Origin of the sequence: Sphingopyxis sp. (assembly GCF_035686825.1) — a bacterium.
Taxonomy (GTDB): domain Bacteria; phylum Pseudomonadota; class Alphaproteobacteria; order Sphingomonadales; family Sphingomonadaceae; genus Sphingopyxis.
The window spans coordinates 431,156-445,436 of sequence record NZ_DASRYZ010000005.1; the positions used below are offsets into that span (position 1 = coordinate 431,156).

Genomic DNA, 14,281 nt, shown 5'->3' on the forward strand with positions numbered 1-14,281 from the left:
GAGCGGTTCGAGCGGTCAGGCTTCGGCCTGCCCGGCCGACTGCAGGCGGTGCCGCGCCTCGTCGAGGAACGAGCCGGTCGACATCGTCTCGATCGCGTCCGCGGTGATCAGCGTCGCCATCCCGCCGAACCCGTCAGGCCGCATCTTGGTGCAGGTCCAGGCGGCCACGACTTCGATATCGTCGATCGCATCGCAGCGCTTCACGATGTCCCGAAAGATCTCCTCATAGCCGATCACCGACATGTCGAGCGCGAGCTCTCCCTCTGCCGGGTCGAGTTTGGCGAGTTCTTCGCGGATCACCTTCGCAGCGTAACTCTCCGGGAAGGGATCGGCCTCGAGAAGGCGATGCACCTCGGGAAGGTCGAGGTGAAGCAGGTCGTTCACATAGTCCTCCGCGAAGAAATAGACCGCGTCCTCTCCTCCCTCATGGCTGAACATCCCGATCAGTAGCCGGTGCTCGAGCAGGGTCATCGCGCCGCGCGGGATGTCCGGGCGCACGATCGTCGGCGAATGATAATCAGCCATGCGCCGCCTCCTGCTCGCCAACCCTGATGGCAAGGTCAGGATCGCCCGCAACGGCCAAGGGCGGCACCGTGAATTCGGCCTCGTCGAAGTAACCAAGGATCGCCCCGATGTTGCCGCGGCGGACGATCTCGTGCCGATCGATCAGCACCCGGTCGGATTCGTCGGCAATGAAGCTGTCGGGCGTCCCGCCGCCGCGGTAGACGATCCGCTCGGCGCTCCACTCCGCGAAGAAGCCGCCGGCCCAGAAGCGATAAGGCAGACCATGCTCCTGACAGAAGGTCTCGAGGGGTTCGACCTTCCCCCACGCGACTTCATTCGCGAACAGTTCGAGCGCGTCGCCCGGCCTGCGGTGCGAAGGTTCGAACGAAGGTCCATCCCATTCGATCGACAGGCCTTCGGCCGCGATCACCGCCGCAAGTTCAAGCCAGGCGTCGGGCGACAAGGTGCCGCCGAGCGTGAACGATACAGAAACGCGGTCAGCCATGATTGCCTCCCGCCGCCAGCGCCAGCATCGCCGACGCACCGCCAAGAAAGTCGTTTCGCATTTTCATTCTCCGTAAAAAGCGAAAGCCCGGCGCGATGACCGGGCTTTCGAGGTGAAGTTCAGGTCGCCGCCATGCGCGGCGGAAGATCATTCGGCGGCGATCGCGTCGGGATCGCCGACATCGTCACCTCCTTCCCCGGCGAGAAAGGCGGGAAGCTCGCCATCTGCATCGTCATTTGCCGGACCGACCGAGCCGGCGTCCGGCTGCTCCGCGCTTTCGAGTTCGGGCGTGCGCATAGGCTCGGGAAGCCACCCGGCGTCTTCGAGCAGGCGTTCGGCTTCGCGGGCCATGTCGCCCTTTTTCAGATGATCGATCATCCCCGCGAAATTCTCGCCCCGCGCCTCTGTGACGTCGGCGAGTATCCGCGGCTTCGGGACGCTGTTCAGATAGCCGTCGGCGGTCGGGCGCCACCCCGCCTCGACGACATCGAGGCCAACCGCCCGTGCGAGGATGTGGCTGTGCGCAAGCCGGCGCGCGATGCCGTGGGCCGACACGCGGCCGTCGTAGCCCTTCACGATCTCGGCCTGCGCATTGACGCCGAGCGACGCGCAATGCGCCAGGAGGTTCGCCCGATCGTCGTCACCGAGCTCGAGCAGCCAGTCCCAGACCTCCTTGTCGGTCTTCGGCAGGCGGCCCCGCCATTCGTCGATCCGCGCTGCGATCGCCTGACCCGGCGCACAGTCGCGCAGACCTGCCGGGGCATTGGAAAATCCGACCGAATTGATCGACGTCTGAAGACAGCTTTCCCGGCTGTAGCCATAAAAGCAGGACAGCACGAAGGCGTGCAGCACCGCGATATAAGCAGTCGCCGGGCTTTGCGCGAACGCATCCTGCAAGGCGAGCGTGCGCCAGGCGGTGAGATCGGAGACGAGGCGCTCGGAGAGCGGCTTCAGCCCACTCTCGTCTTCCTCGGCTTCGCGGGCAGCATCGCCGCCGCCCGGCCCAGCGGCGCCGTCAGCGCTCGGGGCTGCCTCCGCCCCTTCGCCGCCGCCGGTCCCGCCGTCCTGTTCCGCAGGCGGCGCTTCGTCTTCCGGTTTCACGAAGCCGCGTTCGACCCGCAGCGTCCCGTCGTTGTCGATGGACACGAAGGCGCCGGCGATCGCGACATCGGCGGGATCGAAATTGATCGGCCGCTCGTTGATCCGGCTGATCTCGGCATCGATCGCTTCGAGGCGAGCATGCACCTCGTCGGGGACATCCTCGACATCGCTCCATTCGGCGCTGAGCGCTTCGCCTTCGGCCTCGAGTTCGGCCGCACGCTTCGCCTCCTCGTCGCTCATCGGCACTTCATCGCCAGCGATCGTGCGGAGGCCGCGCCCCGGGTTCCAGGGATGCTCCTCGGCGACCTCGATCCACTTCCAGCCTTCCGCGCCGATCCGCAGCCCCTCGGCCTCGAGCTTCGCTGCGACCAGCCTGTCGATCAAGGCGGGATCGGTCAGCCAGCCGCCGCGATCGGCCTCGAACAGGTCGCGCACGACGCTGCCGCCGGCCTCGACATAGGCCTCCATCCCGACAAAGCGGACGCGCTTGTCAGCGGCGCGCACGCTGTTCTCGGTCAGCTTCTGGCGAATGAAGGAGGGGGACGGCTGATAGGCGTTCGCCACCATCTCCCAGACCTGGATTTGCCGCTCCTCGTCGTCCGAAACCGTGAAGGCCATCAGGACTTCGAGCGACATGCCGTCTTCGGCATAGATGTCGAGAAGCTTCGGCGAGACACCCGCCAGCTTGAGGCGCTGCCTGACCACCGCGGGCGTGACGAAGAAATGCGCAGCGATGTCCTCGACGGCATTTCCCTTTTCCGCGAGCGACTGCATGCCGCGAAACTGATCGAGCGGATGCAGGTTCACGCGCTCCGCATTCTCCGCGAGACTGTCCTCTTCAGCGAGGATGTCGTCGTTCGCGGGGCGCACATTGCACGGAATCGGCGCGTCCTTGGCGAGCCGCTTCTGCTTCACCAGCAGTTCGAGCGCGCGTATGCGTCGCCCGCCAGCGGGGACTTCATAGTCGCCCGTGACATTGCCCTCGCTGTCGAGGATCGGCCGCACGTTCAGATTGTGCAGCAACCCCCGCCGCGCGATGCTGTCGGCCAGTTGGGCAACCGACGCGTCGGGTTTCACCCGCCGGACATTCGCCTTCGAGAGGCGCAGCCGATCGAGGGGGATGGCCTGAGGCTGGCTGAGTATGATCTTTTGCTTGGAAGCCATGGCTTTTCTCCGTGGCGGGTCGCCGCGAGACACTCTCTCGGCCCTTGACTCGCCGCCCGGCACCTGGCCCCTCTCCCTCTCGGCTGGGCTCGCCCAGCCGCTTCCGGAAGCGCGTGAAGCGGTCCCCGAAGCGCGGGGAAGAGGGTCGGACTTCCGCTTCGGCAATGCTATCGAACGCCCATGACTGTCACGCCCGACTGGAAAGGCCGACTTCAGGTCGCCGACTATATTGCCCGCTGGTCGGGTTCGGTCGGCGACGCTGTTCCGCACCGGCACTTCGCCGCCCAAGCGGTTATCGCCAATGAACCCATCATTGTGACCGATGGCGCGGGCCGGCAATCCGCGAGCCGATGCCTGCTCATTGAGCCCGACGCGGTCCACTGCCTGCATCCGGCGCACGATGTGGAGCTCTGGTATATCGAGCCGACCGTCCGCTTCGGTCCCCCGAATGACCTCGAAACAAGGCTGCGCCATGCAGGGCCAGTCCATGTCGTCGGAGACGGGTCAGGCAGATTTTGGCCCACCTGGCTGGCGCGAGAACCCCGCGGGGCACTCGACAGGCGGATCGTAGCGGCGGCGAAGACGATCGATCGGGCGCTCGCGACGGGATCCGTCCGCCTCGCCGATGCGGCCCAGGAGAGCGGCCTGTCACTCGGCCGCTTCCGACACCTCTTTACCGCCGAAGTCGGAATGCCGTTCCAGCGCTATGTCTTGTGGCGCCGGCTGCTCGTGGCCTTCGAGGCCCTTCATGCGGGCCGCAATGTTACGGAGGCCGCCCACGCTGCCGGGTTCAGCGACAGTGCCCACCTTGCCCGCACGATCAAGGCTATGTTCGGCATCCGAGCAAGCGACCTCTATTTCACGGCGTAGCCGCTGCGTTCAAGCCGGTCGCCTCCCAGCCCTGCTAGGAAGGGGCATGACCGAAACAAACAGAGACTTCGTGCCGGCGCTCGGGAAGAGCGGATCGCTCGATCGCTATGATGCCGCGATCGCCCTGATGACCCGCGAAAAGCGCTGGCGCAGCGACCTCGTCCGATTTGTCGATCCGAAGCCAGGTGAGCGGATCGTCGACATCGGCTGCGGGACCGGCACGCTCGCCATCGCGCTCAAGGCCGCAGCGCCGGCGAGTAACCTGCTTGCGGTCGATCCCGACCCGGCGGTCCTCGAGATCGCGCGCGCCAAGGCCGATGCAGCGAGCGCTGATATCCGATGGTTCGAGGCGATGGGCGATGAACTCGACGCCATCGACGCGCTCCAGCACTGCGACAAGATCGTCTCAAGCCTCGTCCTCCACCAGTGTCCGATGGACGTCAAGCAAGCGATCGCCGCGCAGATGTTCAGGCTCCTGAAGCCCGGCGGCACCCTCTTCATCGCCGACTATGGCGAGCAGCGCTCGCTCCTGATGCGCATGCTGTTTCGCCAGATTCAGCTGCTCGACGGGTTCGAATATACCGAGCCCAACGCCAAGGGCTGCGTCCCGGAAATCCTCACGGACGCGGGCTTCGAGGCGGTCGAAGAGGTAAGGATCATTCCCACGCCGACCGGCTCGATTTCGATCTACCGCGCGCGGCGATAGCGATCAGCCGGGTGCCGCGCCCGCCGTCAGCCGTTCGCCGGTGAAGGGCTCACCGCCTGCCTCCAGGCGAGAAAGAGCGCCCAGACCATCACGATCGCCACGATCATGAGGGAGACCGCGACGATCGGGAGGACGAACGACGCCTCGCCGTTGACCGGCGATGCGCCGCGCTCCAGCCCCTCCAGTCTGCCAAAGGCGCTCCGCCACCCGAAGCCGAGATTGTAGGTCCAGGCGGCGGCCAGCAGGCCGGCCGCACTACGCGGCCTGATGCGGAGCGATGTCACGGCCCCGAAAATCATCAGCGCCACGCTGATATAGTCGACGAGCAACGCCTGAAGCGTCTGCCCCCAGACCATATGATACCAGGTTTCGAGGGTGAAATGGACCGTCATCGCGAAAAGCGAAAACCAGGCAAGCCATGTCTCGGATTGGTGCCGCATCATCTATCCCCCCATAGAAGCGGCTCATCCTAGACGAGCGCGACCCCGGCGCCAACGGTCCCCGCCCGCTCACCCGCGCCAGTGGCGACCGCGATGATGGTGGTGCATCCGGCGCTTCTGATAGCGCCGCTCGTAGCGGTCGCGGCGTTCGTAGCGGCGGTCATATCCCTGATAATAGGGGTCGTAACCGCGATAGCCGCGGTCATTGCCATAATGGGGCATGCCGTGCCGGTTGGAACGATAGTCGCGGTCGTGGCCCCGCGGCGCATCATGGCCGCGGCTATATCCGCCGCGATCGCCATGGTGCTGGGCAAGCGCCGTTCCGGGGAGCGCGAAGGCGAGCATCGCGGCCGCGATCGTCATCAGTTTTCGCATGTCAGTCTCTCCTTTTCGTGGCGTTCAAAGTCCCTTTCATCGTTGAATGCGCTGTGAATATTGGCTCTTTCACACTCGATTCGACGGTGACCCGGCGTCTCCATGCGACAGGCCGATGGCGGGTGAGACAGCATCGCGACGGATGCTAGGCACCCGTCCCGCGTGGACGAAGCGGGACGGGTGCGGGCCCTTATTTGCCCTTGGCCGCTACCGCGGCCTGGACTCGGGCCTCGACCTGTTCGGGGCTGGGCTGGACGAGCATCTCGCCATTGACGAAGAAGGTCGGGGTGCCCTTGACGCCGACCGCACGCGCATCGGCAATGTCCTGCTCCATCCACGCCATCGCATCGGCGGTCGGCATCGCGCGCGCCTTCGCGACATTGAGGCCGGCCTTCTCGGCCGCGGCCCAGGCGCCGTCCATCTTGCCGTCGTGCCAGTCGGGCTGCGCCTCGAGCAGCGCCGCCGTCACCGGCTCGAGCTTGCCCTGGACGCGCGCGGCTTCGAGGATCACGATCGCCTCGGCCGAACCGGGGTGCAGTGGCAGGTAGCGCATCACGAGACGCACATCCTTGGGATATTTGGCGACGATGCCCTTCACCGTCGGATAGAAGGCGCGGCAGGCCTCGCACGACGGGTCGAAGAATTCGACGATCGTGACCGGCGCATTCTTGGGGCCGATGATCGGCGAGTGCGGGCGAATGAGGCTGTCGACGGGCCCCGCCACTACCTTCTTCGTGGGTTCGCCCTCGGCGGTTCCGCTGTAGAGCATAGCGCCGCCGGTGAAGGCGAGTGCCGAGAGGACAAGCGTGGCCACGACTCCGATACGTCTGTTCATGATTTCAGTCTCCTTTGGAAGTTGAGCAAGAGGGTCAGGATGAGCGCGAATGCGGCCAGCGACAGGAGGGGCAGCGGCGCGCCTCCGATGGCCATGCTCTCTCCCGAGCATGAGGGACCGCCGGTGCAGGGGACGATCGGGGCCGGAATGACGCCGACGTAGAGCAGGCTATGATAGAGCGCGACGAGACCGCCGCCGAAGGCCAGCGCCAGTCCATAAGGAACGACGGCGCGGTCCGACCTGAACGCCGCGATGCCGAGAATGATCGCGAGCGGGAACATGAAGGCGCGCTGGAACCAGCAAAGGTCGCACGGCGCCTGGCCCATGACCTCGCCGACGAAGAGGACGGCGAGGCTCGACAGGAGGGCGATGGCCCAGGCCGCGCCGAGCGGACGCCATTTGTGCGGCGCGAGCAGCGGAAAGCTCGTCATCGCCGGCCACCTTTGAACTTGGACTTGGGCCGTCGCGGCGGCGGTTGCGGCTTGCTGTATTTGGACTTGAGGTAGCTGAGCAGGATGCCGTCGATCGACGCGATCATTCGCTGGAAGCTGGTCTTGATGCCGGGAAGCCGGAGCCAGGCAAAGGGCCCGCGGCAACGATAGCGGTGAACGAACTTCGTCCCGCTTGCCGTCGGGGTCAGGATATAACTCTCCTCGAACTGGAGGATGAAGCTCGGCTTGACGTCGAATATCAGCTCCTCGCCGGGGCGCGCGGAGATCACCGTCGCGGAGACTTCGAGAAATTTGGGTTTGTGCGGATCCATACGCATCGCATAGCGGATCGCGATCGGGTCCTCGGCAAGCCGCTCGATCCGGACATAGGGGTTCCAGATCCGGTGATTCTCGAAATCGCCGAGGACCGCCCATATCTGTTCCGGACTATAGGGGAGGTCATGCTCCAGCTCGAACTCCATCAACTTCACTCCTCTATCGATCGGCCGCCGGGCTTTGCCCCGCGCCGATGACGGTGACGCCCGCAGGCGATGGGTCGGCGTGCGCGCCGCCCGTCGTGAACCAGCGGCGCAGGCGCGGGGCCATCCGGCGTTCGAAGCCCGCCGCGAGGCTGAAGGACGCCGGCACGATCAGCAGCGTCAGCATCGTCGACAGGATGAGCCCGCCGATCACCGTGACCGCCATCGGCGCGCGCCATGCGCCGTCTCCGGTGAGCGACAGCGCGGTCGGGATCATGCCCGCGACCATCGCGACCGTGGTCATCAGGATCGGCTGCGCGCGCTTGTGTCCGGCGTCGACGATCGCCTCGTCGCGCGGCACCCCGGACGCCATTTCCTCGATCGCGAAGTCGACGAGCAGGATGCTGTTCTTGCCGACGATGCCGAGCAGCATCAGCACGCCGATGAACACGGGAAGCGAGAGCGGATAGCCGGTCAGCAGCAACGCGACCGCACCGCCGAGCGGGGCGAGCAGAAGCGAGCCCATGTTGACGAAGGGCGGGATGATCTTGCGATAGAGCAGGATCAGGACCGCCAGCACGAGGAAGATCCCCGATACGACCGCGATCGCGAAGTTGCGCAGCATCTCGGCCTGCCACTTGGCACTTCCGAGGACCAGCCGCGTGACCCCGGGGGGCAGCGTCTTGAGCGCCGGCAGCGCCTCGACCTTATCCATCGCCTGACCGGTCACGAGACCCGGAGCAAGGTCGGCCCCGATGGTGAGCTGGCGCACCTGGTTGGTGCGATTGATCTGGGTCGGGCCGGCGCCGAAGCCGATTTCGGCCACGACCGAGAGCGGCACCGTTCCCCCGTTCCGGGTCGGAACCGGCATGTTGCGCAGCGTATCGAGCCGCTCGCGCGCGGTTTCCGCAAGCGCGACGCGCACCGGTATCTGCCGGTCGGACAGCGAGAATTTCGCGCTATTCTGGTCGATCTCGCCAAGCGTCGCGACGCGGATCGACTGGCTGAGAGCCTGGGTGGTGACGCCGAGCTGCGCCGCGAGCGCGAAGCGCGGGCGAATGACGATCTCCGGGCGCTGAAGATTGCCCTCGACACGCGGCGAGCGGATCTCTTTCACCTTGGCCATTTCGGCAAGCAGCCGGTTGCCGACATCTTCGAGCTTCTTCGGGTCGTCGCTGCCGAGCGTGATCGAGATGTCGCGGCTGCTCCCGCCGCCGCCGCCATGCTGTGACTGGAAGTTGATGCGGGCATCGGGAACCTGCGCGAGCCGTGGCGCGCGGTCCTTTTCGAACTCGGTCGAGGTGAGCTCGCGATCCTTGCGCAATTTCAGATAGACCGTCGCCGTGCCGACATCGATCCGCGACAGGGCGGATTCGACGAGCGGGTCGCGCTTCATGAGATCGGTCACCTCGTCGGCCACCGCCTCGGTCTGTTCGAGCGTTGCACCCGGGGCGAGCTGGATGGCGACGCGGCTCGTGTCGGAATCGATCGACGGCTGGAAGGTCATCGGGAGGAGCGAGAAGCTGAAAATGGTCGCGAAGAGCGCCAGCACCCCGATGCCGACCACCCAGACGCGATGGTCCTTGATGTAACCGAGCCATTTCCAGCGCCCGCCGCGCGCACGCGCGGCAGCGGCCCCGCTGGTATCGAGGCTCCAGCGCAAGATGCGCATATAGGTGTCGATCAGCGGGCCCTCGCCATGCTTTTGCGGACCCTGCGCGGAGAGAAAGTAGGCGGCGAGCATGGGTGTGATCATGCGCGCGACCGCGAGGCTCATCAGCACCGCGGCCACGACCGTCAGTCCGAAATTCTTGAAATATTGCCCGGCGACGCCCGGCATGAGCCCGACCGGCAGGAACACCGCGACAATCGTCATGGTTGTCGCGAGCACCGCGAGGCCGATCTCGTCGGCGGCATCGATCGAGGCCTGATAGGCCGATTTGCCCATCCGCATGTGGCGCACGATATTCTCGATCTCGACGATCGCATCGTCGACCAGCACGCCGGCAACGAGGCTCAATGCGAGCAAGGTCATCATGTTGAGCGAGAAGCCCATGAGGTCCATGAACAGGAAGGTCGGGACCGCCGACAGCGGGATAGCGAGCGCGGATATCAGCGTCGCACGCCAGTCGCGCAAGAAAAGGAAGACGACGACGACCGCGAGAATCGCGCCCTCGACCATCGCATTGATCGCCGAATGATATTGGCCCTTGGTATATTCGATATCGCTGAACAGCTCGGTGAATTTGACCTTGGGGTTTTCCTTCTCGAGCTTGCGCAGCTCCTCGACCGCCGCGTCGTAAACGGTGACATCCGAGGCGCCCTTGGCGCGCTCGAAGCCGAAGGTCAGCACCTGCCGCCCGTCCTGCTTCGAGACCGAGCGCTGCTCGGCGTAGAGATCCTTGACCTCGGCGATATCGGCGAGGCGCACGGTCCGGTTGGTGCCGACCGAGATCAGCGTCTCGCCGAGCGCGTTGGCGCTGCTGGCGTTGCCGAGGATACGCACCGCCTGCTCGGACCCCGCGACCTCCATCCGGCCGCCGGCCGCATTGACGTTGAGCTGGACGAGCTGGGTGTTCACCGCGGCAGCGGTGAGGCCATAGGCACGCATTCGCTCGGGGTTGAGGATGACGCGGATTTCGCGGCTGACCCCGCCCCGTCGATAGGCGTCGCCCATGCCGGGGACCGCGATCAGCCGCTTCGCGACGACATTATCGACATACCAGCTCAATTCCTCGAGCGTCATGTCGGTGGCCGAGGCCGACCAATAGGCAAGCGTGTTGCCCGAGGTCGAGAGGCGGATAACCTGCGGTTCGAGGATTCCGTTCGGCAGGTTGCTGCGGATCTGGGTGATCTTGTCGCGGATGTCGGTCACCGCTCGGTCGATCGGCGTGCCGATCGCGAACTGGACGAAGGTCTGCGACTGGCCTTCGGTAACCGTCGAATTGAGCTCGTCGATCCCCTCGATCGTCCGCACCGCCGCCTCGACGCGCTGCGTGACCTGGGTTTCGAGTTCGGTCGGCGCGGCGCCCGGCTGGGCGATGATGACGATGGCGCCCGGAAAATCGATGTCGGGATCGCTCTGGACCCCCATCATGAGGAAGGAGACGATGCCCGCCACCGTCAGACCGAAGAACATGACGAGCGGCGGGATCGGGTTCCGGATGGACCAGGCCGAGATATTCTTGAAGTTCATCCTCTCTCCCCCTTCCGGTTCGATCCCACCGCGACTGTGCGCTCTCAGCCCATGCTGCGATCGCGATAGGCGAGCAGGCGAAGCGCATTGGCGACGACGACGAGGGTCGAGCCTTCGTGCGCCGCGACCGCCGCACCGATTCCGAGCCCGAAGATCGTCGCCGGCACGAGGACCACGACGACGCCGAGGCTGACCACCAGATTCTGGCGGATGATGCGGCGCGTCTGGCGGCTGAGCCCGATCGCGAACGGGAGATGAGCGAGGTCATCGGCCATCAGCGCGACGTCGGCGGTTTCGAGGGCGACATCGGACCCCGCGGCGCCCATCGCGATCCCGACGGTGGCGCTCGCCATCGCCGGCGCATCGTTCACGCCGTCACCGACCATTGCGACCGGCTGCTGCGCCTTGAGGTCGCGAATGGCGTCGACTTTCTGGTCGGGCATAAGGTCGCCCCAAGCCTCGTCGATCCCGACTTCGGCGGCAATCGATTCCGCGACCTTCTGGTGATCGCCCGAAATCATGATCATCCGGCCGATTCCGAGTTCGCGCAGTTTGGCGATCGCTGTGCGCGCCGCTTCGCGCGGCGTGTCCATCAGACCGATCGCGCCAAGGTCGCGGTCGCCCATTCGAACGACCATCGTCGTGCGGCCCTGCTCGCGGAGGCCGGCGATCGCAGCTGCCACTTCGCCGCCGATCGGCGCGATGCCGTCGGCACCAAACATTTCGGCCTTGCCGATCAGGACGGTCTCGCCCTCGACCTTCGCCGTGACGCCGCGACCCGTCAGGCTGTTGAGGTCGTCCGCTACCGGTACGCGCGTCGACGTCAGCATGGCCTCACCATCGCGCGCGATGGCAGCGGCAAGCGGATGATCGCTCAGTCGCTCGACCGCCACGGCGATGCGCAGCAGTTCCTCCTTCGGCACGCCGCTGGCCGGCAAGACGTCGGTGATGCGCGGCTTTCCTTCGGTGAGCGTGCCCGTCTTGTCGAACGCCAGCGCGGTCAGCGAGCCGAGATTTTCAAGCGGGCCACCGCCTTTGACCAGCACGCCGCCGCGCGCCGCCCGCGCAACGCCCGACAGGACGGCGCTCGGCGTCGCGATCGCGAGCGCGCACGGGCTTGCCGCAACGAGGACCGCCATGGCGCGATAGAAGCTGTCGCGGAACGGCTCATCGACAACGACCCAGGCGAAGAGCAGGACGAACACGAGCGCGAGCACGCTCGGCACGAAGATGCGCTCGAATTTGTCGGTGAAGCGCTGGGTTGGCGATTTCTGCGTTTCCGCCTCGCTCACCATCTTCACGACCTTGGCGAGCGTGGTATCGGCCGCAAGACGGGTTACCGCGATCTCGATCGCGCCATAGCCATTGATGGTGCCCGCGAAGACGCGAAACTTCGCGTCGAGTGCATCGGGCTTTGCCGCGGCCTGCGCGCGATCGGCTACCGGTTCCTTGTCGACGGGGACGCTCTCGCCGGTCACCGGGGCCTGATCGATCGCCGTGCGGCCAACGACGACGAAGCCGTCGGCGGCAAGACGCTCGTTGGGCTTGACGATGACGGTGTCGCCAATCGCCAGCTGCTCGACGGGGACTTCGCGAGCCGTCCCGTCGGCATCCTTCACCGTCGCGGTCTGCGGCGCCAGCTCCGCAAGCGCCTCGATCGCGCGCTTGGCGCGGCCCATGGCATAATGTTCGAGCGCATGGCCGAGGCTGAAGAGGAAGAGGAGCAGCGCGCCTTCGGCCCACGCCCCGAGCGCGGCAGCGCCGGCCGCGGCGACGAGCATCAGCGTGTCGATCTCGAAGCGCTTGAGCTTCAGATTCTCGATGGCCTCGCGGACCGTAAACCAGCCGCCGAAGCCATAAGCGGCAATATAGAATGCGAGCGGCACCCACTCCGGTGCCGCGGCGAGCTTCTCGATCGCAAAGCCGATGCCGAGGACGAGACCGCACAGCAGCGCGAAGATCAACTCGGTCCGCTCGCCGAAAATGCCGCCATGATCATGGCCATGGTCGTGGCTGTCCTCGCCCGTATGGCCATGTTTGTGATCAGGCCCATGCGCATGATCCGGTCCATGGTCATGGCCATCATCACCATGCTGATGGGGGGCCTGTGCCGGGGTAGCCGCGGCGACGGTAGCCGATTTCTGTGTGACGCCCATATCCGAGAGTGTCTTTCTGATCGTTTCGATGGAGGTCTCCGAGCGCTGGAACTCGGCGCGCAGCGTACCGGCGGCGCCGACTTCGGCCTCGATCACGCCCGGCATTTCGCGAAGCTTCAGTCCGATCGTCCGCGCGCGACGGGCGTGGCCGACGCCTTCGAGGTCGTCCCAGAAGAGATGTTGATATTGGTCCGTGAGCTCGGCACCGGCGCTGCGCGCGAGCTGCCGCACACGTTCGAGCGGGAGAATATCCGGACGGTAATGGATGCAGAGCTGCGGCAGCGAACCGTCGCTCGAGCGGACCACATGGACCTTGTCGACGCCTTCGCGTCCTTCGAGTTCGCCCATCAGGCGCGCGACGCAGCGGTCGGCGGTGTCAGCGACCTCAGGGAGGAGAAGCGGAATATCGAGCCGCAACTGGTCACTCATGATGCCATCCTTTTCTCTTGGCGATCGGCACTGCGATCCGGACTTACACGAAACGCCCGGCAGGATGAGGTGCGGGAGCCTTTGCGGGATGCGACCCGGCTCCCGCACCTCCCTGACAGCCGGAGATCCCTGCCCGTGGTGAGGGGGGCGATTGAGAGGGGCCTCCGACGGCCAGGTTTCGAATTCCATATCATGCGCGACGTCCGCTCGGCCGCGCGTAGCGGGACTGGACCGTCGTGCGGCGGAAATGCTTTTCGAGCGCAGCGTTCGAGCGGCGCAGGAACACCGAGCAGGCGCGGCGCAGGAAGGGATAGCCGAGCCACGAGAAGAAACCGCGGCAATCGAGCCGGTGCGTCACCTCGACACCCTGCCCGAGCTTTTCGAGCCGGTAGCTTTCCTCGATGACGAGGAGGCCGCGCATACCCGTCCGCCAGGAGAAGCCAGAGAGCCAGTCGAGCCCCGTGATCCGGCCCTCGGCAGACAGTTCCGGCCCGCGCGGTCCGCGCGGCGAGTAGACATAGTCGACGCGTTCTTCATCTCCGGGGCGATCGGTGAAGCGAAGCGTCGGATGCCAGTCGCCGTAGCGCTCGATATCGACGAGCAGACGCCAGACGCGCCCGATCGGGACCGGCAAGCGGAGCGAGGTGCCTACCGAGAACATCGGAGACCTCCTCGCTCGCGCGAGCTGGTCCGCGACGCAGGCCGGGGACCTGCGCCGCGGTGTAGACCGGCAAGATGCCGGTCAGCTCTGAACATCGGGGGGCTCCGCGGCGGATTTCCCGCCGAGGATGTCGACCGCTTCGAGCGTGATGAGCCCGATGTCCGGTATCTCGGTCAGCTGCGCCGCAAAGTCGCGGAGCCGCTGCTCCTCGTCGATGATCTCGATCACCACCGCCCGGTCATTCTCCAGCGCATGCTTGCGATGGAGATGCGCCGAGCGACCGAAACCGAGAACCGCTTCGAGCACCGTAACGCCTGCCAGCTTTTGCTGGCGAGCGAGTTCGGCAATGAACTCGAAAACCCGCTGATCGCCGAAGAAGGCGGATTCGTCGGTGTAGATGCGCAAGAGCTTGGATGCTTTTGTCATGAC

15 protein-coding genes are annotated in these 14,281 nt (G+C 65.7%); 2 read left to right on the forward strand and 13 right to left on the reverse strand.

The window, feature by feature from the left end; all coding sequences use genetic code 11:
* Window positions 1-15: 15 nt before the first annotated feature.
* From VFG17_RS13070 to VFG17_RS13085, 4 genes are read right to left on the reverse strand one after another with little or no spacing between them, the layout of a single operon-like run.
* Window positions 16-525, reverse strand: a complete 510-nt coding sequence (locus VFG17_RS13070) for a hypothetical protein (protein WP_095388871.1) — start codon at window positions 523-525, stop codon at window positions 16-18.
* Complete coding sequence (locus tag VFG17_RS13075) at window positions 518-1,009, reverse strand: hypothetical protein (RefSeq protein ID WP_095388872.1); 492 nt, start codon at window positions 1,007-1,009, stop codon at window positions 518-520. Before VFG17_RS13075 ends, VFG17_RS13070 begins: the two co-directional genes overlap by 8 nt.
* On the reverse strand, window positions 1,002-1,160 hold the full coding sequence (locus tag VFG17_RS13080) for a hypothetical protein (RefSeq protein ID WP_176473654.1): 159 nt from the start codon (window positions 1,158-1,160) through the stop codon (window positions 1,002-1,004). Before VFG17_RS13080 ends, VFG17_RS13075 begins: the two co-directional genes overlap by 8 nt.
* Complete coding sequence (locus VFG17_RS13085; RefSeq protein WP_095388873.1) at window positions 1,157-3,274, reverse strand: ParB/RepB/Spo0J family partition protein; 2,118 nt, start codon at window positions 3,272-3,274, stop codon at window positions 1,157-1,159. Before VFG17_RS13085 ends, VFG17_RS13080 begins: the two co-directional genes overlap by 4 nt.
* Window positions 3,275-3,454: 180 nt before the next feature.
* Between VFG17_RS13085 and VFG17_RS13090 the strand changes: the two genes are divergently transcribed.
* Both VFG17_RS13090 and VFG17_RS13095 read left to right on the forward strand, forming a co-directional pair.
* Complete coding sequence (locus tag VFG17_RS13090) at window positions 3,455-4,144, forward strand: helix-turn-helix transcriptional regulator (RefSeq protein ID WP_095388874.1); 690 nt, start codon at window positions 3,455-3,457, stop codon at window positions 4,142-4,144.
* 46 nt (window positions 4,145-4,190) lie between these two features.
* The gene (locus VFG17_RS13095; RefSeq protein ID WP_095388875.1) at window positions 4,191-4,850 is read left to right on the forward strand and encodes a class I SAM-dependent methyltransferase; all 660 of its coding nucleotides are present in this window, start codon (window positions 4,191-4,193) and stop codon (window positions 4,848-4,850) included.
* Between the two features lie 26 nt (window positions 4,851-4,876).
* On the opposite strand, the gene VFG17_RS13100 is transcribed toward VFG17_RS13095, so the two are convergent.
* The 9 genes from VFG17_RS13100 to VFG17_RS13140 form a co-directional block, all read right to left on the reverse strand.
* A complete protein-coding gene (locus VFG17_RS13100) occupies window positions 4,877-5,290 on the reverse strand; it encodes a hypothetical protein (protein WP_217983793.1) in 414 nt (137 codons plus the stop codon).
* 69 nt (window positions 5,291-5,359) lie between these two features.
* Window positions 5,360-5,665 carry a hypothetical protein gene (locus VFG17_RS13105; RefSeq protein ID WP_095388877.1) on the reverse strand — a complete coding sequence of 102 codons (306 nt, stop codon included), beginning with the start codon at window positions 5,663-5,665 and terminating at the stop codon, window positions 5,360-5,362.
* Between the two features lie 190 nt (window positions 5,666-5,855).
* Entirely contained in the window at window positions 5,856-6,500 is a 645-nt protein-coding gene (locus VFG17_RS13110; protein ID WP_095388878.1) for a DsbA family protein, read from the reverse strand.
* Window positions 6,497-6,931: a disulfide bond formation protein B gene (locus VFG17_RS13115; protein WP_095388879.1), complete on the reverse strand. Its 435-nt coding sequence runs from the start codon at window positions 6,929-6,931 to the stop codon at window positions 6,497-6,499. Before VFG17_RS13115 ends, VFG17_RS13110 begins: the two co-directional genes overlap by 4 nt.
* Complete coding sequence (locus tag VFG17_RS13120; RefSeq protein WP_095388880.1) at window positions 6,928-7,413, reverse strand: SRPBCC family protein; 486 nt, start codon at window positions 7,411-7,413, stop codon at window positions 6,928-6,930. The genes VFG17_RS13115 and VFG17_RS13120 overlap by 4 nt, the downstream gene beginning before the upstream one ends.
* A gap of 13 nt (window positions 7,414-7,426) precedes the next feature.
* Complete coding sequence (locus tag VFG17_RS13125) at window positions 7,427-10,606, reverse strand: efflux RND transporter permease subunit (RefSeq protein ID WP_095388881.1); 3,180 nt, start codon at window positions 10,604-10,606, stop codon at window positions 7,427-7,429.
* A gap of 44 nt (window positions 10,607-10,650) precedes the next feature.
* Window positions 10,651-13,191, reverse strand: coding sequence for a heavy metal translocating P-type ATPase (locus VFG17_RS13130; protein ID WP_095388882.1), 2,541 nt, complete (start codon window positions 13,189-13,191; stop codon window positions 10,651-10,653).
* Window positions 13,192-13,381: 190 nt separating this feature from the next.
* Window positions 13,382-13,852 carry an SRPBCC family protein gene (locus tag VFG17_RS13135; protein ID WP_095388883.1) on the reverse strand — a complete coding sequence of 157 codons (471 nt, stop codon included), beginning with the start codon at window positions 13,850-13,852 and terminating at the stop codon, window positions 13,382-13,384.
* Between the two features lie 81 nt (window positions 13,853-13,933).
* The gene (locus VFG17_RS13140) at window positions 13,934-14,278 is read right to left on the reverse strand and encodes a DUF190 domain-containing protein (RefSeq protein ID WP_095388884.1); all 345 of its coding nucleotides are present in this window, start codon (window positions 14,276-14,278) and stop codon (window positions 13,934-13,936) included.
* Window positions 14,279-14,281 lie beyond the last annotated feature (3 nt).